This is a genomic window from Sphingomonas endophytica, assembly GCF_014199415.1.
Taxonomy (GTDB): domain Bacteria; phylum Pseudomonadota; class Alphaproteobacteria; order Sphingomonadales; family Sphingomonadaceae; genus Sphingomonas; species Sphingomonas endophytica.
Genome location: NZ_JACIJN010000002.1, coordinates 439,159 through 462,885, shown reverse-complemented (window position 1 = coordinate 462,885; position 23,727 = coordinate 439,159). Strand labels below are relative to the sequence as shown.

Genomic DNA, 23,727 nt, shown 5'->3' with positions numbered 1-23,727 from the left:
ACCGATGCCTGTGGGAGAAGCATACGCAAATATGCCGCGGGATCACGCGAATAGCGCGCGTATTGCGTGGCAGGCGGAAACGGTCGCTCAACAGCGTCCAGCTGACGAGCTGACCCAACGAAGCCCAGCATCGCACTCGGCTATTGCGAATACATAGCACCGCCCTATGCCCCGCCGCAAAAGGGGGAATGACCATGAAGACCTTTACCGGCGGGCTGCTCGCGGCGGGCCTGGCGCTGGCCTCCGCTGCCCATGCAGCAAGCGGGATCGAAAAGCCGGCGTCGACCGAGCCGGTCGGACAGGAAGTCGTCGTCACCGGCCGCGCCTCTCCCGCGCCTCGCGCAGCGGACGACCGCTACAAGCCGGCCGCCGACGCCTCGACGCTGCGCTCCGCGGCCAGTCCCCTGGAAACGCCGCAGACAGTCAACATCGTCGCCGCGCAGGTGCTTCGCGACCAGCGTCCGCGCTACCTCGACGACGTGCTGACCAACGTGAGCGGGATCACGCAGGGCAATACGCTGGCCGGCACGCAGGACACGGTGATGAAGCGCGGCTTCGGCGGCAACCGCGACGGGTCGGTGATGCACAACGGGATGCCGCTGGTGCAGGGCCGCGGGTTCAACGCCGCCGCGCAGAGCGTCGAGGTGCTCAAAGGTCCCGCCTCGCTGCTGTACGGCATCATGGACCCAGGCGGGGTCATCAACATCGTTTCGAGGAAGCCGTTGCTCGATCCGCAGCTGACGGTGGCGCTGACCGGCTCCAGCTATGCGGCGGCGCGCAGCGGGCTGGAGGCGACGGCCGATCTGACCGGCCCGATCGCAAGCGATCTGGCCGTGCGGCTGGTGCTCGATCATCAGGACGAGGACTATTGGCGCAATTCCGGCACGCGCCGCGACACGCTGATCGCGCCGTCGCTCGGCTGGTACGGCGGCGCGACGCAGGCGGTGCTGTGGTACGAATATCGCCGCTTCGACGATCCGTTCGACCGTGGAACCGCGCTCGACCCGCGCACGATGCAGCCGCTGGCGGTGCCGCGCCGCCGCCGGCTCGACGACCTCAACAACCGCATGGCGGGCGACAGCCACCTCGTCCAGTTCGCGCTCGACCACCGGCTCGGCGGCGGCTGGGCGGTGCATCTGGCCGGCAGCTTCAACAGCGAACGCTATGACGCCGGACAGCTCCGCGTCACCGGGGTCAACGTCCAGCGCGGCACGCTGGCGCGTAGCAACGACGCGACGATCGGCGCGCTGAGCACCGACGCCTATCTCCAGACCTATGTCGACGGCGGTTTCGATCTGGCGGGTACGCGTCACAACGTCCTCTTCGGCGCGGAGGGCGAAGATCGGCGCTATTATCGCCGCGACCTGATCCGGCAGGCGGTGCGAAGCCCGTTCAGCTATCTCGCGCCGGTCTATGGCCGCGAACCGTTGCCGACCAACGTCTCGCCAAGCGACAGCGACCAGACCGACCGGCTCTACAATTACTCGTTGTTCGGGCAGGATGCGATCCACCTCGGCGCGCGCTGGATCGTCGTCGCCGGCGGGCGGCTGATCGGCTTCGACCAGCGCGCCGGGCGCGGGCGACCGTTCGTCGCCAATACCGACCTGAACGGCTGGGCGTTCGTCCCGCAGGCGGGGCTGGTCTGGCGGGCCACCGACACCGTCTCCCTCTACGGCAATTACAGCCGCTCGCTCAAACCCACGTCGACGATCGCGCCGCTGGCGGGCGGTGCGACGATCACCTCCGCGGTCGCGCCCGAACGCGGGCGCTCGTTCGAGCTGGGCGTGAAACTCGACCTGCCCGAGCGTCTCACCGGCACGCTGGCGCTCTACGACATCGACAAGCGCAACGTGCTGGTATCGCAGTTCAACCCGGCCACTGCCCTGACCGACTATCGCACCGCGGGTCGCGCGGGCGCGCGCGGCGTCGAACTCGATATCGCGGGACAGGTGACGCGCGCGCTGAGCCTGATCGGCAGCTATGCCTATATCGACGCGCGTACTACGGAGGACCCGCTGCTCGCCGGCAAGCGCCTCGCCAATGTCGCGCGGCACAGCGCGGCGCTCACCACCACCTACGACATGGGCACGATCGCGGGCGACGACCGGCTGCGGCTCGGCGCAGGTGGACGCTATGTCGCGCGCCGCCCGGGAGACAGCGCCAACAGCTTCTGGCTGGCGGCCTATGTCGTGGCCGACGCCTTCGTCACCTACGACACGCGCCTCGCCGGGCGGCGGGTGACGTTCCAGTTCAACCTCAAAAACGTCTTCGACCGGACTTATTATGCCTCGGCGGTGAACTCCTATGGCGTGGCGATCGGAGATCCGCGCCGCGCAGTCGGCACGATGAGCCTCGCTTTCTGATGCGCGTCATCGTCATGGGCGCGTTACACTCCCGTCCCGCGTGGCTGCGGCCAAGTCACTGCGATGGAGGGCGGTCCTCGAAGGGGACACCTTACACGCGCCACTCGTCTTAACATCGATCGACAGGATTTTTCGTATTTACTATCTACAGTCAAGATAAGCCGATGAAGCTTCACGACATTACCGCTATTTCACTTGACCCAAAAGCGCGGCGGACAATGTTTCCCCTACGTCACCTTACAGCAAATCCATGATTAACAAGGATTTCGCTTAGTCCTGAAACTGTCACATGCTCCCTGATAATCAACTGGACGGGTCGATTAAGTATTCATCAACCGTCACCAACCTACATCATGGCTTACAAATCCACGATGGCGTGATGGGACATACATTATGGCACTGGCTAAGCGGACATCTGTTGGCCGCACGCAAAACGACCAAAGCCTTGAAATCGCTACAACTACCCGGGCGGTTCGCGTAACGGCGGAGGCCGAGAAGCGTAAGGCGCGTACCTTTGCGCGGCAGCAGAAGGCAGCAGAGCGGATCGCCTCCGCCACGACGCAACTGTCGAGCGGGATCACCGAAGCAACGTCCGCCGCAGAGGAGCTGCGCAAGGCCTCGGAACAGATCAGCGTCGGCGCCGAACAGACATCGAGCGCCGCGCAGCAGACGATGAAGTCGATCAGCCAGGCCGACGGACTGTTGCGCGACGCCAAGGAACGCGCCGACTCCTCGCTCAGGCTGACGCAGATGCTGTCGGACCTGATCGGCAATACCGGCGCCGATATCGCCAACTCGGTTAACGCGATCTCGCGCGCCTCGGAGCGGCAGGAAAGCTCGGTCAAGATGGTCGAGGATCTCGATCGCCAGGCCGCCGGGATCGGCGAGGTCGTCAAGGCGGTGGCGCGGATCGCCGACCAGACCAACCTGCTCGCGCTCAACGCCGCGATCGAGGCGGCGCGGGCCGGCCAGCACGGCAAGGGTTTCGCGGTCGTCGCCGACGAAGTCCGCACGCTGGCGGAGACCAGCGAGAAGTCGGCGCGCGACATCCAGGAACTGATCGTCCAGGTCCAGCAGGACGTAAAGGAAGTCGCGCAGGGGATCGACCAGTCGGCCGTTTCCGCGCGCACCGAGGTCGAAAAGGGCGCGGCGGTGACCCGCGGGCTCGAAGTGATCCGGAACGACATGCTTGAGATTATGAAGGGGTGCGAGGAGATCGCGCTCGGCGCGGAAACCGCGTCCGTTGCCGCCGGCGAAGCGCTGAAAGGCGCGGAGGTGATCGCCACCGCCGCCGAGGAGCAGGGCGCCGCCTGTCAGGAATCGAACACCACGATCGAGCAGCAGTCCGCCGCGCTTCAGCAGTGCGAGCAGGCCGCGCAGGAGCTGTCCGAGCTGTCCGAGGAGCTGAAGAACAGCACCAACATCGGCAAGAGCGCCGAGGAAGTGGCGTCGGCGGCCGAGGAACTGTCGAGCGCGGTCGAGGAGATCAACCGCGCTTCGATGCAGATTTCTACCGCGCTGGAGCAGATCAACCGCGGCGCGCAACAGGCGTCCGCCGCCACGCAGCAATCCGCGGCCGCGATCGGCCAGATCGAGAACAATGCGCAGAGCGCCGCGCGGCTCGCCAATGCCGCGGTCGAAAAGGGCAACGCGATCGCTGCCCAGTTGGTCGACAACAAGGCGTTGGTCGAGGCGCTGATGACCGGCGTCGCACAGTCGGTCGACGCCGGCCGCGCCAGCCGCGACCAGATTGCGGCGCTGGAGCAGGTCAGCCGCCGCATCGACAAGATCGTCGACGCGATCACCACCGTTTCGATCCAGACCAACATGCTGGCGGTCAGCGGCTCGGTCGAGGCCGCGCGCGCCGGCGAGTTCGGCAAGGGCTTCGCGGTCGTGTCGACCGACATCCGCAATCTGGCGCGGGACTCGGCCGAAAATGCCGATCGCATCAAGGATACGGTCAAGGAGATCCAGGACACGATCGCGCGCGTCCGCGGCGACCTTCAGGAGATCGCCGATTCCGCCGCGAGCGAGGTCGAGAAGAACCGTGCGATCGCCGCCGGGCTCGACCAGATCGTCAAGGACGTCGCCGAGGTCGTCGGCGGCAACGGCGCGATCGCCAGCGCCGCGGAGGACATCGCGCGGCTGCTCCAGGAAACGCAGGTCGCGATCGAACAGATCTCGTCGGCGGCGCAGCAGGCCACCCACTCGTCGAACGAGGCGAGCGGCGCGGCACGCGAGCAGGCGCAGGGGGCCGAGCAACTGGCGGCGGCGATCGAGGAGATCGCCTCGCTCGCCGACGAATTGCAGGCCGCCTGATCCTTTTTCTCCAGCGCCGAGGAGTGCGCGCATGGTCAAGACCAACCCATCCGTCGCGGCGACCGATCCACCGGCCGCCGCCCGGACCCCGGACGCTCACGAAAACGACACCGGTCGCCAGTTCGTGATCTTCCACAGCGCGGGCGAGATGTTTGCGGTGCCGCTCGCGGAGGTCAAGGAAATCATCCGCGTCCCCGATGTCGTCCGGATGCCGCTCAGCCCCCCGGCTTTGCTCGGGCTGGCGAACCTGCGCGGGACGGTGCTGCCGGTCCTCGACTTGCGCCGTTTGTTCAACCTGCCCGAGGTCGCGGTCGACGATGCCAGCCGCGTCGTGGTGCTCGACCAAGGGCAGCCGGTCGGGCTGATGGTCGACCGGATGGCGAACGTCGTGACCGTCGATGCCGAGCGGGTCGAGCCGGTCGACCGCGTGCGGGCAACGATCGACACCGATCTGCTGACCGGCATGATCAAGGATGGCGACGGCAAGACGATCGTAATGATCATCGACGTGGCGCGCACGATCGGCCGCAATTTCGAGCTGCTCGCGACCGGCGCCGGTTCGATGCGCCAGAACGACGTGGTGCCGGTCGCCACGAGCGGCGACGCCACCGGCCAGCCGGACGTGGCGGACGAGGAACAGCTCGTCAGCTTCATGGTCGACGGGCAGGAATATGCCTTTCCGATCGGCGACGTGCAGGAGATCGTCCAGCTGCCCGAGGCGATCACGCCGGTGCCGAACGCGCCGGGGCATGTGCTGGGCGTCACCACGCTGCGCAGCCGCATCCTGCCGCTCGTCTCACTGCGCGCGCTGTTCGGGATGCACGATCAGGCGCTGTCCGACGCCAACAAGGTGGTGGTGGTGTCCGTCGCCGACGGCGAGCGCGAGCGCGTGTCGGTCGGCGTGGTGATGGACATGGTGAAGGCGGTGCTGCGCGTGAACCGCGCGCTGGTCGAGCCGGTGCCGTTCACGCTCGGCCAGTCGGGCGGGCATGGCGACATCCGCGCGATCTGCCGGCTGGAGGACGGGCGGCGGCTCGTCTCGGTGCTGGGGGCGGAGGGCATGTTCGATCTCGATGTGCTGCGCGGCCTGCGTGGCGACGACGCGGCGACCACCGAAACGACACAGGAGGAAGGCGTAATGGCGATCGAGATTGCGGACGACGCGCAATTCGTCGTGTTCCGGTTGATGGACGAGGAATATGGCGTGCCGGTCGAGGCGGTGCGCGAGATCGTGCGCGTGCCCGACCAGCTCACCCGCGTGCCGCGCTCGCCCGATTTCGTCGAGGGCGTCATCAACCTGCGCGGGACGGTGCTGCCGGTCATCGACCAGCGTCGGCGCTTCGGCCTCGACGAGGTCGAGCGGTCGGACCGCCAGCGGATCATGGTCTTCACGATCGAGGGCCGCGACACCGGCTTCATCGTCGACAGCGTGTCGGAAGTCCGGCGCATCGCCACCGCGGTCATCTCCCCCGCGCCCGAACTGTCGGGCGAGCGCGGGCGCGTGGTGCAGGGGGTCGCCAACCTCCACGACCAGCGCCGCATGATCCTGCTGCTCGACATGGCGTGCCTGGTCGAGCCCGAAGAAGACGAGGCGCTGTCGCATTTCGAAGAGCGACTGGCGGCCTGAAGGAACGACGACGATGTCTGCGGTACGTGTTTTGGTGGTCGATGATTCCGCGCTGATGCGCCGGCATCTCGTCCAGCTTCTTGAGAACGAGAAGGGACTGGAAGTCCAGTCGGCACGCAACGGCGAGGAGGCGTTGACGCTGATCGAGCAGTTCGATCCGCATGTCGTCACCCTCGACGTCAACATGCCGCAGATGGACGGCATCACCTGTCTGGCGCGGATCATGGTCGGCAGTCCGCGCCCGGTCATCATGGTGTCGTCGATCACCGAGTCAGGCGCGGAGGCGACGCTGCAGGCGCTGAGCCTTGGCGCACTCGACTATGTGCAGAAACCGGGCGGCACGATCTCGCTGTCGCTCGAACAGGTCGCCGACGAACTGATCCGCAAGATCCGCATGGCGGTGAAATCGGGTCGGCGGACCGCGCGCGGCGCGCTGTCCAGCGCGCGTCCGCTTGCCGCTTCCCGGCCGACGGCGGCAGCGGCAAGCGATGTGCCGACCCGCCTGCCGCGCCCCATCGCGCGCGCGGCGCCGGAGGATCCGCCGGGGCTGGTGCTGATCGGCGTCTCGACCGGCGGTCCGCTGTCGCTGGAGCAGATCCTGCCCGCGCTGCCCGCGCAGCTGCCGTGGCCGGTGATCGTGGCGCAGCATATGCCGCGCAGCTTCACCGGCGTGTTCGCGCGCCGGCTCGACAAATTGTGCCCGCTCCGTGTGTCGGAGGTCGCGACGCAGACCGACATGCTGCCCGGCAACATCTATATCGCGCGCGGCGACAGCGACGTGCTGGTCGTGCGCCGCGCCGGGCGGCTGTTCCTGACCGCGGTGCCGGCCAGCGAGACGCACGCCTGGCATCCGAGCGTGACGCGGATGGTCGAGAGCGCCGCCGAACATGTTCCGGCCGAGCGGCTGCTGTGCGTCCAGCTCACCGGCATGGGCGACGACGGTGCCGAGGCGATGGCGACGCTCAAGCGGCAGGGCGCGCGCACGATCGCGCAGGACGAGGACAGCTGCGCCGTCTTCGGGATGCCGCACGAACTCATCCGCCGCGGCGGCGCGACGGCGGTGCTGCCGACCCACGCCATCGCCGGCCAGATCGCACGATGGCTCAACACGGCATCGCTCCGGCGCGCCGGCTGACACGAAAGGGACTTCCATGCCGCTCATCAAGGCCCGCTCCCATGATGCCGACGACGATCCGGTCGCGCCCGACACCGCCGGTCCGGCGGACGCCGACACGCTGCTCGCTGCCGCGACCGCCAGCGAGCGCCGCGCCGCGGTCCATGCGCTGGAGGACAGCGTCGACGGGCAGGCCGCGCTGTGCCGCCGGCTCGCGATCGAGCCCTCGGCCAGCGTGCGCGAGGCGATCCTCGCCGCGCTGATCCGCCAGCGCTCGCCCGCGATCGCCGCCGCGCTGCTCCCGCTGCTGCGCGCCGAGGAGGCGCCGCTGCGCAACGCCGCGATCGAGGCGCTCGCCGAGATGCCCGACGAGGTCGCGCCGCATGTCGAGGCGCTGCTCGCCGATCCGGACAGCGACGTGCGGATCTTCGCGGGCAACATGCTCGGCGTGCTCCCGCATCCGCGCGCCGCCGGGTGGCTGCTCACCGCCTTGGCCGACGAGCATGTCAACGTCTGCGCCGCCGCGATCGACGGGCTGGCGGAGATCGGCGACCCGGCCACCGCCGCCGCGCTGGAGGCGGTGCCGGCGCGCTTTCCGGGCAACAGCTTCATCGACTTCGCGGTGCGCGTCGCGGTGCGCAGGATTGGCGGATGCTGAGCGCCACCGCGACCCCGCGCGACGCCGCGCCCGCGCTGACGATCCCCGCCGAGGATTACGCCCGCTTCTGCGATTTCTTCTATCGCAAGACTGGGATCATGTTCGGCGCGAACAAGACCTATTTCGTCGAGCGCCGTCTTCAGGAGCGGATGGCGGCGACCAGGAGCGCGACCTTCCGCGACTATTTCACCATGGTCCGCTTCCAGGCGTCGGGCGAGGAAATGCAGAGCCTCGTCAATGCCATGACGGTGAACGAAACCTATTTCTACCGCGAGGACTATCAATTCGACGCGCTGGTGCGCCACCTGCTTCCGGAGATTGCGCGCACCCGCGCGCCGAATGATCCGATCCGGTTGTGGTCGATGCCGTGCTCGACCGGCGAGGAGCCCTATTCGATCGCGATGCAGATCCTCGAGAACTGGCCGCAGGCGGACGCGTTTTCGGTCGAGATCCTCGCATCCGACATCGACAGCCGCGTCATCGCCGAGGCCCGGCAGGGCCTCTACACCGCCCGCGCGCTGCACCGGCTGACGCCGTCGCTCAAGAGCCGCTATTTCACCGCGGTCGGCGAAAATTTCCGCATCTGTCAGGAGCTGCGCGGCTCGATCGACTTTTCGGTGGTCAACATCACCGAGGGACTGGCGATGCGCCGGTTCCGCAATCTCGACGTGATCTTCTGCCGCAACATGCTGATCTACTTCGACGACAACTCGCGGCGCCGGGCGGTTGAGGCGCTCTACGAAAGCCTCCGCCCCGGCGGCTACATCTGCCTCGGCCATTCCGAGAGCATGAGCCGCATGTCCTCGATGTTCCGGCCCCGCAAGTTCGGCGCCACCATCCTCTATCAAAGGCCCGTGGACAATGACTAAGCCCCATGTGAACGGCAAGCGCGTCCTCGTGGTCGACGACGGCATGACCACGCGCCTCTATTATCGCGACGTGCTCGAAACCGCCGGCTTCGGCGTCGAGGAGGCGGTGAACGGCGTCGAGGGGCTGGAGCGCGCGCTGATGGGCGACTTCGACCTGCTGATCGTCGACGTCAACATGCCCAAGATGGACGGCTATGAGATGATCGCGCAGGTCCGCGTCGATCCCGCGCTGCACGAGATCCCGATCATCACCATCAGCACCGAGGCGGGCGAGCGCGACGCGGATCGCGCCTATGCGGCGGGCGCCAACCTCTACATGGTCAAGCCGGCGGACCCCGCGCTGCTCACCGAGACCGCGCAGATGCTGACCGGCGTGGAAATGGCGCGATGAAAACGGTCCTGCTCGAACGCTTCGTGCAGGAGGCGCGCGAATTGTTGCAGACCGCGGCCAGCGGCCTGCTGACGCTCGAGCGCGAGCCGGGCGACGCGACCGCGATCAACGAGGTGTTCCGCGCGGTCCACACGCTCAAGGGCTCGTCCGGGCTGTTCGATACGCCGCCGCTGACGCGGCTCGTCCATGCCGGGGAGGACGTGCTCCAGCAGGTCCGCACCGGCGCGATGACGCTCGACTCCAACGTCGTCGATCTGCTGCTCGACGGCCTCGATCAGGTCGGTGCGTTCATCGACCAGCTCGATCGCGACGGCACGCTGGCGGGCGATGCCGACCGGATCGCCGCACAGCATGCCGGCGCGCTGCGCGCCCGGCTGGGCGGCGCGGAGACGGCGGTGGTCGTGATCGCCGACACGACGCTGCCCGTTGCGCCGCCTGAGTGGCTCGCAGGCTTTCCCGCGGCGGAGCGCGATGCGCTGCTCGCCCGCGCGCGTGCCGGCGAGGCGTTGCTGGCGGTGCGCTACACCCCCGATGAAGGGTGTTTCTACACCGGCACCGATCCGCTGGCGGCGATCCGCGACGTCCCCGATCTGCTCGCGGTGACGGTCGCGGCGCGCGAGCCATGGGGCGATCCCGTCGCCGACTTCGACCCCTATCGCTGCAATCTCGTCTTCACCGCGCTCACTGCCGCGTCGCGTGACGCGGTCGAACAGGCGATGACCTATGAGTTGGACGCGGTCGAGCTGCGCACGCTGGTCGCGGTCGACGCCATCGCCGCGCCGACTCCCGCTCCCGACGTTGCGCCCGAGCCCGAATCCTCGGCACTGCTCGGCGAGGCCGGTCGCCATATCGTGCGCACGCAACTGCGCGTGATCGCCGGCGGCTATGACGCGATCCGGCTGCGCTCGACCGGCACGCTGATCGGCAACCTGCTGCGCAGCCTGCGTCAGGACGCGTTGCGCGAGCGCTGGGAAATTGCGCTGGCCGAGGCGATCGCGGCAGAAGACCTCGCGCCGGTCGCCGCCTTCCTCGCCGCGCTCGAGGAGGGCCCCGCCCCCGCCGCCGAGGCGCCGCCAGCGCCGGCGGTGCCGTTGCTGCCTGCCGAGCTGCCCGCGTCCGCCACCGCCGACACCCCGTCCGCCGCCACGTTACCCGCCGCCGCCCCGCCTGGCGAGCCGCGCCCCGCGAGCAAGACGCTGAAGGTCGATCAGGGCAAGATCGACCTGCTGATGAACCTGATCGGCGAGCTGGTCGTCCAGAAGAACGCGCTCCCCTTCCTCGCGCGCCGTGCCGAGGAGATCCACGGCTCGCGCGAGATGGGACGCGAGATCAAGGAGCAGTTCGCGACGCTCGACCGGCTGACGCAGGAGATGCAGGGCGCGATCATGCAAATCCGCATGCTCCCGGTCGCCGAGGTCTTCGACCGCTTTCCGCGGCTGGTGCGGGACATCGCGCGGCGGCTCGACAAGCAGGTCGATCTGGTGCTGAAAGGCACCGACACCGCCGCCGACAAGACGATCGTCGAGGCGTTGGGCGATCCGCTGCTCCATATCGTCCGCAACTCGCTCGACCATGGCATCGAAGAGCCGGCGACGCGGGTCGCAGCGGGCAAGCCGCCGGTCGCCACGCTGCGGCTGCGCGCGTGGCAGGACAATGATTGCGTGGTGATCGAGATCGCCGACGACGGACGCGGGATCGACCCGGCGCGCATCCGCGGCGTCGCGGTCGACAAGGGCATGGTGACCCGCGAGCAGGCCGATGCGCTGTCCGACCAGGAAGCGATCAACCTCATCTACCGCCCCGGCTTCTCGACCGCGGCAGAAGTTTCCGACCTGTCGGGGCGCGGCGTCGGCATGGATGTGGTGCTCAGCACCGTGCAGCGGCTGGGCGGGCGCGTCTCGGTCACCTCGCAGCTCGGTCAGGGCACCGTGACGCGGCTGTCGCTCCCGCTCAGCATGGCGGTGACGCGCATCATGGTCGTGGATATCGGCGGCAGCCTGTACGGAATCCCGATCGACCATGTCGTGCAAACCACGCGGCTCGATCCCGGGGTCATCAAGCGTATCAAGCATCGCGAAGTGTTCGTGCTGCGCGACGAGGTCGTGCCGCTGATCCGCATGACGGCGCTGCTCGGCGGACGCCCGTCGGCGGTAGACGCAGGCCGCGGCGAGGCGGTGCTGGTGTGCCGCGTCGAGGGACGCACCGTCGGGCTGGTCATTGACGATTTCCGAGAGGGGATGGACGTCATCCTCAAGCCGATGACCGGGCTGCTGGCAGAAGTCAGCGGCTATTGCGGCACGACGCTGCTCGGCGATGGCCGGGTGCTGCTCGTGCTCGATCTGAAGGAGCTGTTCTGATGGCGATCCGCTACGCGCGCAGCCTCGCGCATTTCGAGGAGCGATGCGCCGTCGAAGAGGCGCTGGCGCTGGTCGAATTCCTGCGCGCGCATCCCAAGGGCAAGATCTCGCTCGCGACCTGCACCAGCATGCACGCCGCGCTGCTGCAGGTGATCCTGGCGATGCGCCCGCCGGTCACCCAGCTGCCCGCCGATCCGTTGCTCGCCGCGCTGATCGGCGCCGCCGCCACCGCCGACCTTATCCCTGCCTGACACCTCGAAGGACTGACCGTGCCTGATACGATCCTGATCGTAGACGATTCCCCCTCCATGTTGATGAGCGTCTCGATCGCGCTGCGCCCCACCGGGCTCGACATCAAGGAAGCCTCCAGCGCCGAAGCCGCGCTTGAATTGCTCAACGGCGGCCTGTCGCCGCGGATGATCCTGACCGACCTGAACATGGACGGGATGAGCGGCATCGAGCTGGTGAAGGCGGTCCGTCAATTGCCCGGCATGTCCTTCACCCCGATCGTGCTGCTGACCACCGAGTCGCAGGAAGACCTGCGCCAGACCGCCAAGGCGGCCGGCGCGACCGGCTGGCTCGTCAAACCGTTCGACGCCGCCAAGCTGGTCGCTTTGGTGAAGAAGCTGGTGCCCTGACCCGGGCTACAGCTCGCGTGCGATCGGATAGCGCAGCGGATAGGGATGCCCCGGCCCCGCCTGCGCATAAAGCCATCTCAACCGCGCGTCCGGATCGGCGGCGAACGCCGGCTCGGCGCGCAGCTTGGCATCGAACCGCGCCTTGAGCGCGGCGTCGGTCGCCAGCATCCGGTCGCCGAGTGCGGCGAGCACGAAAGCGTCGGTGCTGGGCGCCGGCGCCAGCATCTCCGGGAAGAACCCCCAGGAAAGAAACGAATCCTGGCTCTCGGGTTCGAGCAGCGCGGCGGCGAGCAGCCCGAGCGGCTGGTCGGCGGACACGCGCACGCTGCCGGCGGGCATGACCGTCTCCACCGGCTCGTGCATGAAGCGCGCAGTGATCGGATAGCGCCCCTCGTTCGGCTGCGAGACCTTCGGATCGACCAGCCGCACGCGGTCCAGCCGCAGCGTGCGCGGCGCGTCGATCGTCTCGACGGCGATGCCATGGACGCGCAGCCGGTCGAGCACCTCGGTCTGCGCGGCGGGCACCCACCAGGCGCGCGGCAGCTGCACCGTCTCGGTCGGGGTCTGCCCGATAATCGGCATCCGGAACGTCACCGGCCTTCCCAGCCAGCGTTGCTCCCGTCGCCCGGAGGCGGTTGACAGATAGGTATCGAACGCGACGCCCTTGAACCGCTCGATCCAGCCGATCGGCTGCGCGGCCGGCGTCCAGCGGGTCAGCAACGCGCGCGGGCGGCTCGCGCGATCCTCGGCCTTGGCGGCGGCGATCCGCTGTGCGTCGCGCGCGGCGATCTTCAGCGCCGCCTCCAGCAGCACATAGGTGCCGAGTACGCGTTGCCGGTACGGCTTGAGCATATGGTTTTCGACCAGCACGGTCGGCACCGCGATGAAGTCGCCATAGCCGGTCGAATAACGCGGCCCTTCCGGGCTGTAGCGGATGCCCTTGTCCGGCTGACGCGTGTCGATCGGGCTCGGGTAGATGGCCGGGAGGTGCCCGGCGGCGGTCAGCGCCTGCGAGACGGCAGGGCCGAACCCCTGCTCCAGCCAAGCCGCGGTGGCGCGATGCCGCGCATAGCGGCCCCAGCCGGCATAGGTGTAGGTGACGTCATACTGCATGTCGAAGCCTTCGCTGACATGGCAATCGACGTAGAGGATCGGGTCGAGCGTGCGGAGCAGCGCGATCATCGCGCGCGTTTCGGGCGCATCGACCTTCGCATAGTCGCGGTTGAGGTCGATGTTGCGCGCATTGGCGTCGCGCCCCTTTTCCGCCGGGCCGCGGATATGCACGAAATTATAGGCGCTGCGCTGTTCGTGGCCGTCGAGATTGTAGACCGGCACGAACACCAGGTCGACCGTGTCGAGCAGATCGCTCTTTCCGCGCAGCGCGATGTCGCGCAGCAGCATCAGCCCGGCATCCTTGCCGTCGATCTCGCCGGCATGGATTCCCGCCTGCACCAACACTACCGGGCGATCCTTGCCGCCTTTGCTCGCGCGGACATAGATCAGCTCGCGCCCCTCGGTCGTCCGCCCGAAGGGTTGCACCGTCACGAGCGGCGAGGCGGCGGCGAGCCGCGCCAGCCACGCCTTGACCTCGACATCGCGCGGCGTCGTTGCGAAGCCCGATGCCTCGGCCGGGGTGATCCACGGATCGCCGGCGCTGGCGATCAGCGCCTCGCTCTTCCCCGACCAGGCGAGCGGCGGCGGGAGGGGCGCAGGTGACTGCGCGGTGGCCCCCGAGGCGAGAAAGGCAGCGAGAAGGGCGAATTGAGGGTGCAAGAAATGGCGCTCCAACGAAACGGACGCCGCCAAATATGAGATGTTGCAACATACCGCAACTGCTCGGGTTTCCGAAGGCGCGCCAGACGAGCGTAACGGGTCGCTATTGGCTTCACGCGGGACGGCAGGGCAATTAGGACGGCAGGACAGGGTTGCAGGGGAGAGCGTAAAACGTGACCATCACACGGATGAACCGGCGGCAGGCGCTGGTCGGCGCGACCGCCGCTGGTGTGGCGGCGCTGGCGACGACGAACACCGCCGCCGCGGCACCGCGCACTACGGCCGCCGGCGATGCCGCCGCCGGAGTGATGGCCCCGCGCCCGCCCATGGGCTGGAACAGCTGGAACAGCTTCGCGACCACGATCACCGAGGCGCAGGCGCGCGAAACCGCCGCGATCATGCAGGCGAAGCTGCTGCCGTTCGGCTATGACGTCTTCACTGTCGACATCCAATGGTACGAGCCCGAGGCGTCGAGCTACACCTACAATGCCAAGCCGACCCCGGCGCTGGACGGCTATGGACGGCTGATCCCTGCCCCCAACCGCTTTCCTTCGAGTGTCGGCGGCGCGGGCTTCACCACGCTCGCGCGCGACGTGCACGCGATGGGGATGAAGTTCGGCATCCACCTGATGCGCGGCATCCCGCGGCTGGCGGTCGAGCGGAACCTGCCGATCCTCGGCACGCGCTATCGCGCCGCCGACATCGCGGACAAGTCCAGCATCTGCGCGTGGAACCCCGACATGTACGGCGTCGACATGACCAGGCCGGGTGCTCAGGCCTATTACGACAGCGTCTTCGCGCTCTACGCCGGCTGGGGGGTCGATTTCGTCAAGATGGACGACATGAGCCGCCCCTATGACGCGCACGCCCCGGAGATCGAAGGCGCGCACAAGGCGATCGTCGCCAGCGGCCGCCCGATGGTGTTGAGCCTGTCGCCCGGCGAAACGCCCGTGGTGCGCGGCGGGCATGTCCGCGAATATGCGCAAATGTGGCGCATCTCCGACGATTTCTGGGACGACTGGGGGATGCTGGAAGCGCAGTTCACCCGGCTCGAAAACTGGAACCCGTGGCGACGTCCCGGCGCGTGGCCCGATGCCGACATGCTGCCGCTCGGCCGGCTCGCGCTCGGTCAGCGTGACACGAAATTCACCCCCGACGAACAGCGCACGCTGATGACCTTGTGGTCGATCGCGCGCTCGCCGCTCATCATGGGTGGCGACCTCCGCCATCTCGACGCGCCCACGCTGGCGTTGCTGACCAACCGCGCGGTGCTGGCGGTCAATCAGGCCTCGACCGACAACCAGCCGCATTTCGTCGCGGACGGAACGCGCATCTGGTCGGCGCGGCCCGAGGATGCGCCCGCGGATCGCTACGTCGCGCTGTTTAACACCACCGACAAGCCGAAAGAGGTCGCGATCGCGCTGCGCCAGCTCGAGCTCGGCGACGCCGCGCGCGTCACCGATCTGTGGAGCGACGCGGCGCTGGGGCGCGTCACCGGACGCCTCGCGCAGCGGCTGCCCGCGCACGGGGCGGGCCTCTATCGCCTGACCGCATGACGTCGCGTATCTCCCCGGCCGGGCTCGCCCCGGCGCAGGCGCCGCGCGGCTCGGGCCGGCGCATCCGTGGCGCGGTGTTGCAGGCGCTCGGGCGCGCGGTGCTGGCCGGCGATTACCGTCCGGGCGAGATCCTGCCCGGCGAGGTCGCGCATGCCAGCGAGCTGGGGGTGTCGCGCGGCGCCTATCGCGAGGCGGTGCAGGCGTTGATCGCCAAGGGGCTGGTCGAGAGCAAGCCCAAGACCGGCACGCGCATCCTGCCGCGCGGGCGCTGGAACATGCTCGACCCGGACGTGCTCGCCTGGGCTTTTTCGGGGACGCCCGACATGCGGCTGCTGCGCAGCCTGTTCGAGCTGCGCGCGGTGATCGAGCCGTTCGCGGCGCGGCTGGCGGCGGAGCGGCGCACCGACGAGGATCTGGCGATCATGGATGCCGCGCTGCTCGACATGGACCGGCTGACGCTCGCCGACGAGCAGGGGCTGGCCGCCGACCGGCGCTTCCACGAGACGATCCTCACCGCCTCCGACAATGACGCGCTGATCGCGCTAAGTTCGGGGATTGCGGCGGGGGTCGAATGGTCGACGCGCTTCAAGCAGCGCAAGCGCGCGCTGCCGCGCGATCCGGTGCCCGAACATCGCCTCGTCTATGAGGCGATCCGCGCCGCCGATGGCGAAACCGCCAGCGAGCGGATGAAAACGCTCGTCCAGAAGGCGCTGGACGATACGTGGTTCGGGATGGGCGGCGGGGCGATCCTGTAGGACATTTCCGTGGCAGACCCGCCGGAACGCTCGCCGCCAGATTGACTTGGCGGGAAAAAACCCCATATTTCTCTCATGAACGCCGCTGTCTTCCATCAGCGCTATCGCGACCACGCAGGCCAGCTCGCCGCACGCGACTAGCCCGGGTCCGGCGGTTCGCCGCGCGGGCTCGGGACTCTCTCGCCAGCAACCGCGCGGCCGCGATCTCGTCGTCCGCGCCCTCGAGCCAGCGGAACCCTGCCATGACCAGCAAGCTCCTGCCGCGTGACGTCGCGCCGTTACCCCAGCAACGCCCCCTCGCCGTCGCCGATCGCGACATCCAGGTCGCCGATTTGCCCGTGCCGCGCCCCGACCGGGCGCTGTCGGTCGGGTTGCTCCTCACCATCCTCTTCTTCGGCATTCCGCTGCTGCTCTATTGCGTGCTGACCAGCGGGTAAGCGACGCGTGGACAGCGCGCGCGCCGCTTGGCAGAAGGCGCGGGCCTCGTTCCCGCGGAGTCTTTGTCATGCGTTTGCGTCTCGCCGCCCTGCCCCTTCTCGCGCTCGCCGCCACCGCTCCGGCGCAGACGATCGTCGCGCCGGTCGCGCCGATCTCCGAACAGACGCTCAAGGACGTGACGAAGGAGCTGTCGTCGGACGCCTATGAGGGCCGCGCGCCGGGCACCGCGGGCGAAGAGAAGACCGTCGCCTATCTCGCGAAGCGGTTCGCCGCCGCCGGGCTCAAGCCGGGCAACAAGGGCAGCTGGTATCAGGACGTGCCGCTGGTCGAGCTGACCGCGAAGAACGTCTCGCCCTTGGTGTTCACCGGCGCGGGCGCGCCGCTCAGCCTCAAGTACGGCCCCGACATGGTGGTCGGCACGTGGCGGATCACCCCGCGCGTCGAGGTGAAGGACTCGCCCGTCGTCTTCGTCGGTTACGGCATCAACGCGCCCGAAAAGGGCTGGAACGACTATGCCGGCGTCGACGTGCGCGGCAAGACGGTGTTGATCCTCGTCAACGATCCCGACTGGCGCACCCCCGATCTGGTCGGGCCGTTCGGTGGGCGCGCGATGACCTATTACGGCCGTTGGACCTACAAATATGAGGAAGCCGCGCGGCAGGGCGCGGCGGCAGCGATCATCGTCCACCAGACCGAGCCCGCCGCCTACGGCTGGAACGTCGTGCAATCGAGCTGGACCGGCGCGCAGCAGGTCGCCGACGCCGCCGACAACCATGCCGGCGACAGCGCGGCGATCGGGTGGATGCAGGAGGCGCAGGCGCGCAAATTGTTCGAGCGCGAGGGGCTGGACTTCGATGCGCTTACCGCCGCGGCCGGGCGCAAGGGCTTTCGCGCCCGCCCGCTGAACGGCGCCCGCGCTTCGGTGTCATTCGACGAGAACGTCCGCCGCCACCAGTCGCGCAACGTGATCGGCATCCTGCCCGGCACGACGCGGCCGAACGATTACGTGCTGTATTCCGCACATTGGGATCACCTCGGCCATTGCGAGGCGGCGCCCGACGGCGATGACATCTGCAACGGCGCGATCGACAATGCCACTGGCACCGCCGCGCTGGTCGCGCTCGCCGAAGCCAACGTGAAGGCCGGCCCGACCCCGCGCAGCCAGGTGTTCGTCGCGGTGACGGGGGAGGAGAGCGGGTTGCTCGGCTCCGAATATTACGCCGCCAACCCGGTCTATCCGCTCAGCCAGACGGTCGGCGGGGTCAACATGGACGCGCTGTCGTTGGCCGGTCCGGCGAAGAACGTCGTGGTGGTCGGCAAGGGCAAGTCGGAGCTTGATGCCTATCTGACCGCCGCGCTCAAGACTCAGAACCGCGTCGCGAGTGCCGAGCCGACCCCCGAGAAGGGCTTCTATTATCGCTCCGATCACTTCAGCCTCGCCAAGCGCGGCGTGCCGATGATCTATTTCGACGCCGGCGACGATCTGGTCGCGGGCGGCAAGGCGGCCGGTGCCGCGGCGGCGAAAGACTATGAGGAACATCGCTACCACGGCCCGAAGGACGAATATGACCCGAACTGGAACTGGGCGGGCACGGTGAAGGACGTGCAGCTCTATTACGGGATCGGCCGCGCGCTGGCGGAAAGCAGCGCCTGGCCCAATTGGGTCGCGGGTGACGAATTCCGCGCGATCCGCGACAAGAGCCGCGCGACCGCGGCTGCCAAGTAAGAGGGACGACGATGACCAGGACTCCGCCGCCCGAATGGGCTCCGCACGCCGCCGTCTGGATCGGCTATCCCAGCCATCCCGAATTGTGGCAGGAGGATCTCGACGAGGCGCGCGACGAAGTGACCGCCTTCGCGCGCGCCGTCCATGCCGATGGCCGTGGCGAGCAGGTGTTGCTGGTCGCCGCCGACGAGGAAGCCGCCCGCGACGCGCGTGGGCGCGCGCCGTTCGCGGAAGTGATCGTCGAGCCGTTCGGCGATATCTGGCTGCGCGACACCGCCCCGATCCTCGACGGCGACGGCAAGGCGCGCGACTTCGGGTTCAACGGCTGGGGCGGCAAGTACGAGCTGGACGGTGACGACGACATCGGCGCGCGGCTCGGGCGTGCGCGCGGAATGACGGTGGTGCCGTGCGACTGGATCCTCGAAGGCGGCGCGATCGACGGCGACGGCACCGGGCTGGTGGTGACGACCGAGCAGTGTCTGCTCAACCCCAACCGCAACCCGCGGCTGGGCAAGACGCAGATCGAGCAACGCCTTGCCGAGGACCTCGGGCTGACGCGCGTGCTGTGGCTCGGCAACGGGCTGCTCAACGATCATACCGACGGCCATGTCGACAATCTGGCGCGGTTCGTTGCGCCGAACCGGCTCGCGCTGCCGCGCGCGGAAGAGAACGATCCGAACTGGCAGGTCTTCCAGGACGCCGCGATCCGCGCGCGCGCGATGGGCGTCGAGGTGGTCGAAGTGCCCTCGCCCGGCCGCGTGCTGCGCGACGAACAGGTCGTGCCGGCCAGCTATATGAACTTCTACATCGGCAATGCCGCGGTGGTCGTGCCGGTCTATGGCACCGAATATGACGACGCCGGGGTTGCGGCGATCCGCGCGCTGTTCCCCGGTCGCGAGGTGGTCGGGCTGCGCGCCGACGCGATCCTGACCGGCGGCGGCAGCTTCCACTGCATTAGCCAGCAAATCCCGGCCTAGCCGCGCCCGCGCGGCGGTGCGCGGGCAAACAGCCCGCGCAAGGCCGGGATCGGCCGGCGCGCGGCCAAGCCGCGCGTCCGACGTGAAGGCGGCGGCTTCGCCGTCGCCCCCTCACCTCGCTGTCGCTCCGGACTTCAGCCCGTCATTGCGAGCGCAGCGAAGCAATCCAGGGCCGGATCAGGTCGCCCTGGATTGCTTCGCTACGCTCGCAATGACGGCGGGAGAAAGCGGGGCCCCGGATCAAGTCCGGGGCGACGATCGAGGTATAACTGGCACTGACCATCCCTGCCGTTCGTGCTGAGCTTGTCGAAGCACGTGCCCCACGCGCCGGTCGATGGTCAGCACGGCCGGCGGCAGACGCTCCGAACCTATCTCACCGATACATCGCCGCCGCATCGGCCTTGAACGACGCGCCGCTGTCGGTGCGGCTGTAGAACATGTGGCCGCCCGGATAGACGCGCAGCTGCACGCGCTCGGGCACGCCGAACGCCGGCATCTGGTCGACGATCAGCCGCGACGCGAAGAACGGGCACGACAGGTCGTCCCAGCCATGCACGATCATCACGCGCATCTTCGGATCGTTGGCGATCGCCTTGCGCAGGTCGCTGACCGGCGTGTCGGCCGGCTGCCCGCGATCCCACGCCGCGTTCACCGCATAGGACAAGGCATTGTACCGGGCGTCGGTCTTCCAGCCGACCTCGCGCGTCACGAAATCGACCATCGCGCTGGTGGTCGGCGCGATCAGCGAGTCGAGCAGCGGATCGTTCGATTCCTGCTGCGGCGACCACGGGAAGGGATCGAAGGCGGTGACGTTCGAATCATAGATGCTGCCGATCGTCGCATCGTTGCGATGCACTTCGCGCAGGAAGGTGCGGATGTCGACGCGCCCCCCCATCCGCTGCACCAGTGCCGGGTCGAGCCCGGTCAGCCGCGTCACGTTGCTGACGACGCGCTGCACCGCCTCGGTGTTCGCCCGGCCCAGCAGCAGGTCGCGCGTGAAGTCGCCGCGCGTATAGGCCTCGACCTCGGCCATTGCCGCCGGGGTGAGCTGCCCCTTGCGCTCCAGATTGGCGGCCGCCATCGACGGCAGGCCGATCATCCACGGCAGCGGCGACAAGGCGGTGGCGTCATTGCCGGCCGCCGGGTCGAGATAGGGCGAGACCATGATCAGCCCGCTCAGCCCAACGCCGATCTGCGACTGCAGCTCATAGGCGATGCGCGGCGCGCGATAGCCGCCGTAGCTTTCGCCCATCACATATTTGGGCGAGCGCAGCCGGCCTTCCTTGACCAGCCAGTCATAGACGACCTTGGACAGATATTTGATGTCGGGATCGTTGGCGTAGAACGCCTTCTTGGTCGCGTCAGCATCGACGAGGCTGCGGCTGAAACCGGTGCCGATCGGATCGATGAAGACCAGATCGGTCATGTCGAGCCAGCTGTTCGGATTGTCGCGTGCGATCGGCGCGTCGGAGGGCGAGTCGCCCTGCGCGCCGAACTGCACGCGCTTCGGCCCAACCGCACCCATGTTGAGATAGACCGACGCCGCGCCCGGCCCGCCGTTGAACGCGAAGGTGACGGGGCGCGACGCATCGCTGCCGGGGACGGTATAGGCGGTATAGACCACCTGTCCGATCTCCTTGCCCTTCTCGTCGCGCACCGCGATCGTGCCGACCGTCGCCTTGTAGCTGATCGTACGGCCGCCGATCCGCGCGGTCTGCGTCACCGTCTTGTCGGCGGGCAGCGGCGGCTGCTGCTGCTTGTCGTCCTCCTGCTTCTTTTCGACGGTGGTGGTGGTCTTGTCGGTCTGCGCCAGCGCGGGGGCGGTGGTGGCGAGCAGCAAAGCGGCGAGGGACAATGTGCGAACGATCATCGGCGGGGTGACATCCGGAAGGTGACGGCGCGGCGGATTGCCGGTGCCTGATTTCGCCATGCTACACCCTCGCCAGCCGCGCGCAATCCGCGCATGACCCGGATCGATACGGGTGTTTTTTCCAGTCGTCGCCCCGGCCTTGAGCCGGGGGCCGCTTCTTCCGGGCGACTGACGCAGAAGCGGAATCCCCGATCAAGGCTCTCCTGAGCTTGTGGACGAGGCCGGGATGACGAAGAAGGGATGAGGCCGCCCTAGCCGCCCCGCACCACGGCGCGATAGGTCGTCACCTCATAGGTCGCTCTCCGGCACTCAGCGATCACGCGCTCCTCGGCCAGCCGGAAGCGCGCGCCATCCCAGATGAAGTCGCGTCGAACCCCGCAATCCCGCCCCGGCGTCGCCGGCAACAGCACCGCATAGCGTCGCCGCGCCGGCTCCCACGCGCCGGTGGCGGGCAGGTCGACGGCGGGCTCGGGGTCGCCCTTGTCCGGCGCGACATAGGGCAGCGCGCCCGCCCCGCGACACGGCGACACCACTTCCAGCAGCGTGTGCGCCGCATCCAGCCGGTAACCGCGCGCATAGATCGTCGCGCACCCCTTGGCGGGCTTGCCGACCAGTTTCTCCAGCTGCTTGCGCGACAGGCTGCGCGGCGCGCCCGCCCCGACCGGCGGCATGTCGATCACGGTTTCCGCCGGCGGCACCGGGCGCGCGTCGGCAAGCGCGGACATCGCCGCAGTCAACCCGGTGAGGGAGACCCGCGCGCGCACCCGCCCGCCCGGCTCCGCCAGCGTCAGCATCCGCCCCCGACGCAGCGCACCGGCCAGCTTGCCCGAAAACGGCAGCGACAGCCCGGCACCGCGCCCGGGGGCGATCAGTTCCGCGATCGTCCGCGTGTCGACCGCCACGGTCATCCGCGTTCCCGCCGCCACGGTCGTCGGGATCGGCAGGTCGACCGCCGCGACCGCGCCATCGCGGCGCAGCACCACCAGCGGATAGGCGTCGGGTTCGCCGCCCTCCGGCACCTGCGACAAGGCGACGCAGCGCTGGCGATGATCGCAGAACACCCGCCAGTCGCCCGCGTCGACCGGCGCGATCGCGACCGCGACCTGCCCCGCCAGCAGCAGCGCGACGCTCATTCGCGCACCACCCGCGCCTGCCACACCGGCAGGTAATCGGGATTGCCGCGGCACTCGCCCATGCTGCGCTGCTCGGTCAGCCGCAGCTGCGTGCCGTCCCACACGAACGACTGCATGACCCCGCAATCACCGAGCCCGCGCCCCTTGGCATAGCTGCGCAACACCCCGCCATCCACGTCGCCGTTGATGACGCTGTGCACCGGCGTCTGCGAGTCCGCGCCGGTTTCCTCGAACCCGGCCGGCGCGTCGACCCTCGCCGGCGTGGCTTTGCCGTCGCGCACGATGAACAAGGCATCGATCTCGTTATAGGCACCCGCCGAACAGGGCAGCAGCACCAACGTCGCGCCATCGGCGAGCCCATGCGCGCGCGGCTCCGGGCCGCTGAAGGACGGGTCGCATTCCGCAGTCCGGCGCATCCCCGCCAGCAACCCAGGGCTCAGCGCCGCCGGGGTGCCCGCGAACGCCACCGCGCGCACCCGCGGCGCGGCGCGCGCGGCCAGCACCGTCGCCGCCGGCTTGTCGCCGCGCGCGACCAATGCGGTCACCGTCCCCGCGCGCCCCTGCTGCGCGTCGATGTAGCGCAACCCCGCCGACGCCCCCGCGGCCGAGATCGTGCCGAGCCGCTTGCCTTTTTTGTCGAGCGCCTCGATCGTCGTGGCGTTGGCCAGCGCCCGCGCGATCGCCTCGGCCGACGCACCGCTCAGCCCGTCGCCGCTGACCGCGAACGCGCGGCCATCGATCCGCAGCGTTGCCGGCGCGCCGTTGTCGCCCTGCGGCATCGCCAGCGCCACCTCGACCAAGCCGTCCGGCCCGGCGGCGCGCGCCACCTGCAGCGTCACCGCCGGGAAGTCGGCATCGGTGCCGAGCGACGCCATCGCGCAGCGCGCGACATTGTCACACGCCACCGTCCAGTCGCGGAACGTCTTCGGGTCGCCCGGCTTCGGCACGGCATGATCATCGCCGACCGCCGCCACGGCCGGACTCGCGCTTGCCGTCGTGGCCGGGGTCGGCGTCGCGGCCGGCGGCGCGTCGGCGGGCTGCTGCGAACAGGCGGCGAGCCCCAGCACGGCCGCCAATGCCACTCTTTTCATCGCCCTGCCCCCTGCTGCTGGCGCATCGTCGCCGCGGCGGGTTAAAGGCGCATCAACATGAATAGGAGATGG

At 68.8% G+C, this 23,727-nt stretch carries 19 protein-coding genes; 15 read left to right on the top strand and 4 right to left on the bottom strand.

The genetic code is table 11. The annotated features are described in order from the left end of the window. Positions 1-194: 194 nt before the first annotated feature. The 10 genes from FHS97_RS05000 (at position 195) to FHS97_RS04955 (ending at position 12,336) form a co-directional block, all read left to right on the top strand. A complete protein-coding gene (locus FHS97_RS05000; RefSeq protein ID WP_184033890.1) occupies positions 195-2,363 on the top strand; it encodes a TonB-dependent siderophore receptor in 2,169 nt (722 codons plus the stop codon). A 393-nt stretch (positions 2,364-2,756) separates the two neighbouring features. Beyond that, positions 2,757-4,682: a methyl-accepting chemotaxis protein gene (locus FHS97_RS04995; RefSeq protein WP_184033887.1), complete on the top strand. Its 1,926-nt coding sequence runs from the start codon at positions 2,757-2,759 to the stop codon at positions 4,680-4,682. 31 nt (positions 4,683-4,713) lie between these two features. Next, complete coding sequence (locus tag FHS97_RS04990) at positions 4,714-6,309, top strand: chemotaxis protein CheW (protein WP_184033884.1); 1,596 nt, start codon at positions 4,714-4,716, stop codon at positions 6,307-6,309. A 13-nt stretch (positions 6,310-6,322) separates the two neighbouring features. Next, on the top strand, positions 6,323-7,444 hold the full coding sequence (cheB, locus tag FHS97_RS04985; RefSeq protein WP_184033882.1) for a chemotaxis-specific protein-glutamate methyltransferase CheB: 1,122 nt from the start codon (positions 6,323-6,325) through the stop codon (positions 7,442-7,444). 16 nt (positions 7,445-7,460) lie between these two features. Continuing rightward, complete coding sequence (locus tag FHS97_RS04980) at positions 7,461-8,081, top strand: HEAT repeat domain-containing protein (RefSeq protein ID WP_184033879.1); 621 nt, start codon at positions 7,461-7,463, stop codon at positions 8,079-8,081. After that, positions 8,075-8,950, top strand: a complete 876-nt coding sequence (locus tag FHS97_RS04975) for a CheR family methyltransferase (RefSeq protein WP_184033876.1) — start codon at positions 8,075-8,077, stop codon at positions 8,948-8,950. The genes FHS97_RS04980 and FHS97_RS04975 overlap by 7 nt, the downstream gene beginning before the upstream one ends. Beyond that, positions 8,943-9,341: a response regulator gene (locus FHS97_RS04970; protein ID WP_184033874.1), complete on the top strand. Its 399-nt coding sequence runs from the start codon at positions 8,943-8,945 to the stop codon at positions 9,339-9,341. The genes FHS97_RS04975 and FHS97_RS04970 overlap by 8 nt, the downstream gene beginning before the upstream one ends. Further along, positions 9,338-11,698, top strand: a complete 2,361-nt coding sequence (locus FHS97_RS04965; protein WP_184033873.1) for a chemotaxis protein CheA — start codon at positions 9,338-9,340, stop codon at positions 11,696-11,698. The genes FHS97_RS04970 and FHS97_RS04965 overlap by 4 nt, the downstream gene beginning before the upstream one ends. Beyond that, complete coding sequence (locus tag FHS97_RS04960) at positions 11,698-11,949, top strand: hypothetical protein (RefSeq protein ID WP_184033871.1); 252 nt, start codon at positions 11,698-11,700, stop codon at positions 11,947-11,949. Before FHS97_RS04965 ends, FHS97_RS04960 begins: the two co-directional genes overlap by 1 nt. 18 nt (positions 11,950-11,967) lie before the next feature. Next, positions 11,968-12,336, top strand: a complete 369-nt coding sequence (locus FHS97_RS04955) for a response regulator (RefSeq protein WP_184033869.1) — start codon at positions 11,968-11,970, stop codon at positions 12,334-12,336. 6 nt (positions 12,337-12,342) lie between these two features. Here the strand turns inward: FHS97_RS04955 and FHS97_RS04950 are convergent, their stop codons facing one another. Then, the gene (locus tag FHS97_RS04950) at positions 12,343-14,109 is read right to left on the bottom strand and encodes a M14 family metallopeptidase (protein ID WP_221233108.1); all 1,767 of its coding nucleotides are present in this window, start codon (positions 14,107-14,109) and stop codon (positions 12,343-12,345) included. Between the two features lie 188 nt (positions 14,110-14,297). On the opposite strand from FHS97_RS04950, the gene FHS97_RS04945 reads away from it, so the two are divergent. The 5 genes from FHS97_RS04945 to FHS97_RS04925 all read left to right on the top strand — a co-directional run bounded on the left by FHS97_RS04945 (position 14,298) and on the right by FHS97_RS04925 (position 19,561). Continuing rightward, entirely contained in the window at positions 14,298-15,665 is a 1,368-nt protein-coding gene (locus tag FHS97_RS04945) for a glycoside hydrolase family 27 protein (RefSeq protein ID WP_184034141.1), read from the top strand. Beyond that, complete coding sequence (locus tag FHS97_RS04940) at positions 15,662-16,420, top strand: FadR/GntR family transcriptional regulator (protein ID WP_184033867.1); 759 nt, start codon at positions 15,662-15,664, stop codon at positions 16,418-16,420. Before FHS97_RS04945 ends, FHS97_RS04940 begins: the two co-directional genes overlap by 4 nt. A 242-nt stretch (positions 16,421-16,662) precedes the next feature. Then, entirely contained in the window at positions 16,663-16,857 is a 195-nt protein-coding gene (locus FHS97_RS04935; protein WP_184033865.1) for a hypothetical protein, read from the top strand. A gap of 68 nt (positions 16,858-16,925) precedes the next feature. Further along, positions 16,926-18,584 (top strand): M28 family peptidase, encoded by a 1,659-nt coding sequence (locus tag FHS97_RS04930; RefSeq protein WP_184033862.1) that lies wholly within the window; start codon positions 16,926-16,928, stop codon positions 18,582-18,584. Positions 18,585-18,595: 11 nt separating this feature from the next. After that, positions 18,596-19,561 (top strand): agmatine deiminase family protein, encoded by a 966-nt coding sequence (locus tag FHS97_RS04925; RefSeq protein WP_184033859.1) that lies wholly within the window; start codon positions 18,596-18,598, stop codon positions 19,559-19,561. Between the two features lie 373 nt (positions 19,562-19,934). Here FHS97_RS04925 and FHS97_RS04920 read toward each other — a convergent pair whose 3' ends face one another. From FHS97_RS04920 to FHS97_RS04910, 3 genes are all read right to left on the bottom strand, one after another. Continuing rightward, positions 19,935-21,431 (bottom strand): S10 family peptidase, encoded by a 1,497-nt coding sequence (locus FHS97_RS04920; RefSeq protein WP_184034138.1) that lies wholly within the window; start codon positions 21,429-21,431, stop codon positions 19,935-19,937. Between the two features lie 251 nt (positions 21,432-21,682). Continuing rightward, a complete protein-coding gene (locus FHS97_RS04915; protein WP_184033856.1) occupies positions 21,683-22,564 on the bottom strand; it encodes a DUF1176 domain-containing protein in 882 nt (293 codons plus the stop codon). Continuing rightward, positions 22,561-23,646, bottom strand: coding sequence for a DUF1176 domain-containing protein (locus FHS97_RS04910; RefSeq protein ID WP_343053373.1), 1,086 nt, complete (start codon positions 23,644-23,646; stop codon positions 22,561-22,563). The genes FHS97_RS04915 and FHS97_RS04910 overlap by 4 nt, the downstream gene beginning before the upstream one ends. Positions 23,647-23,727: the final 81 nt, after the last annotated feature.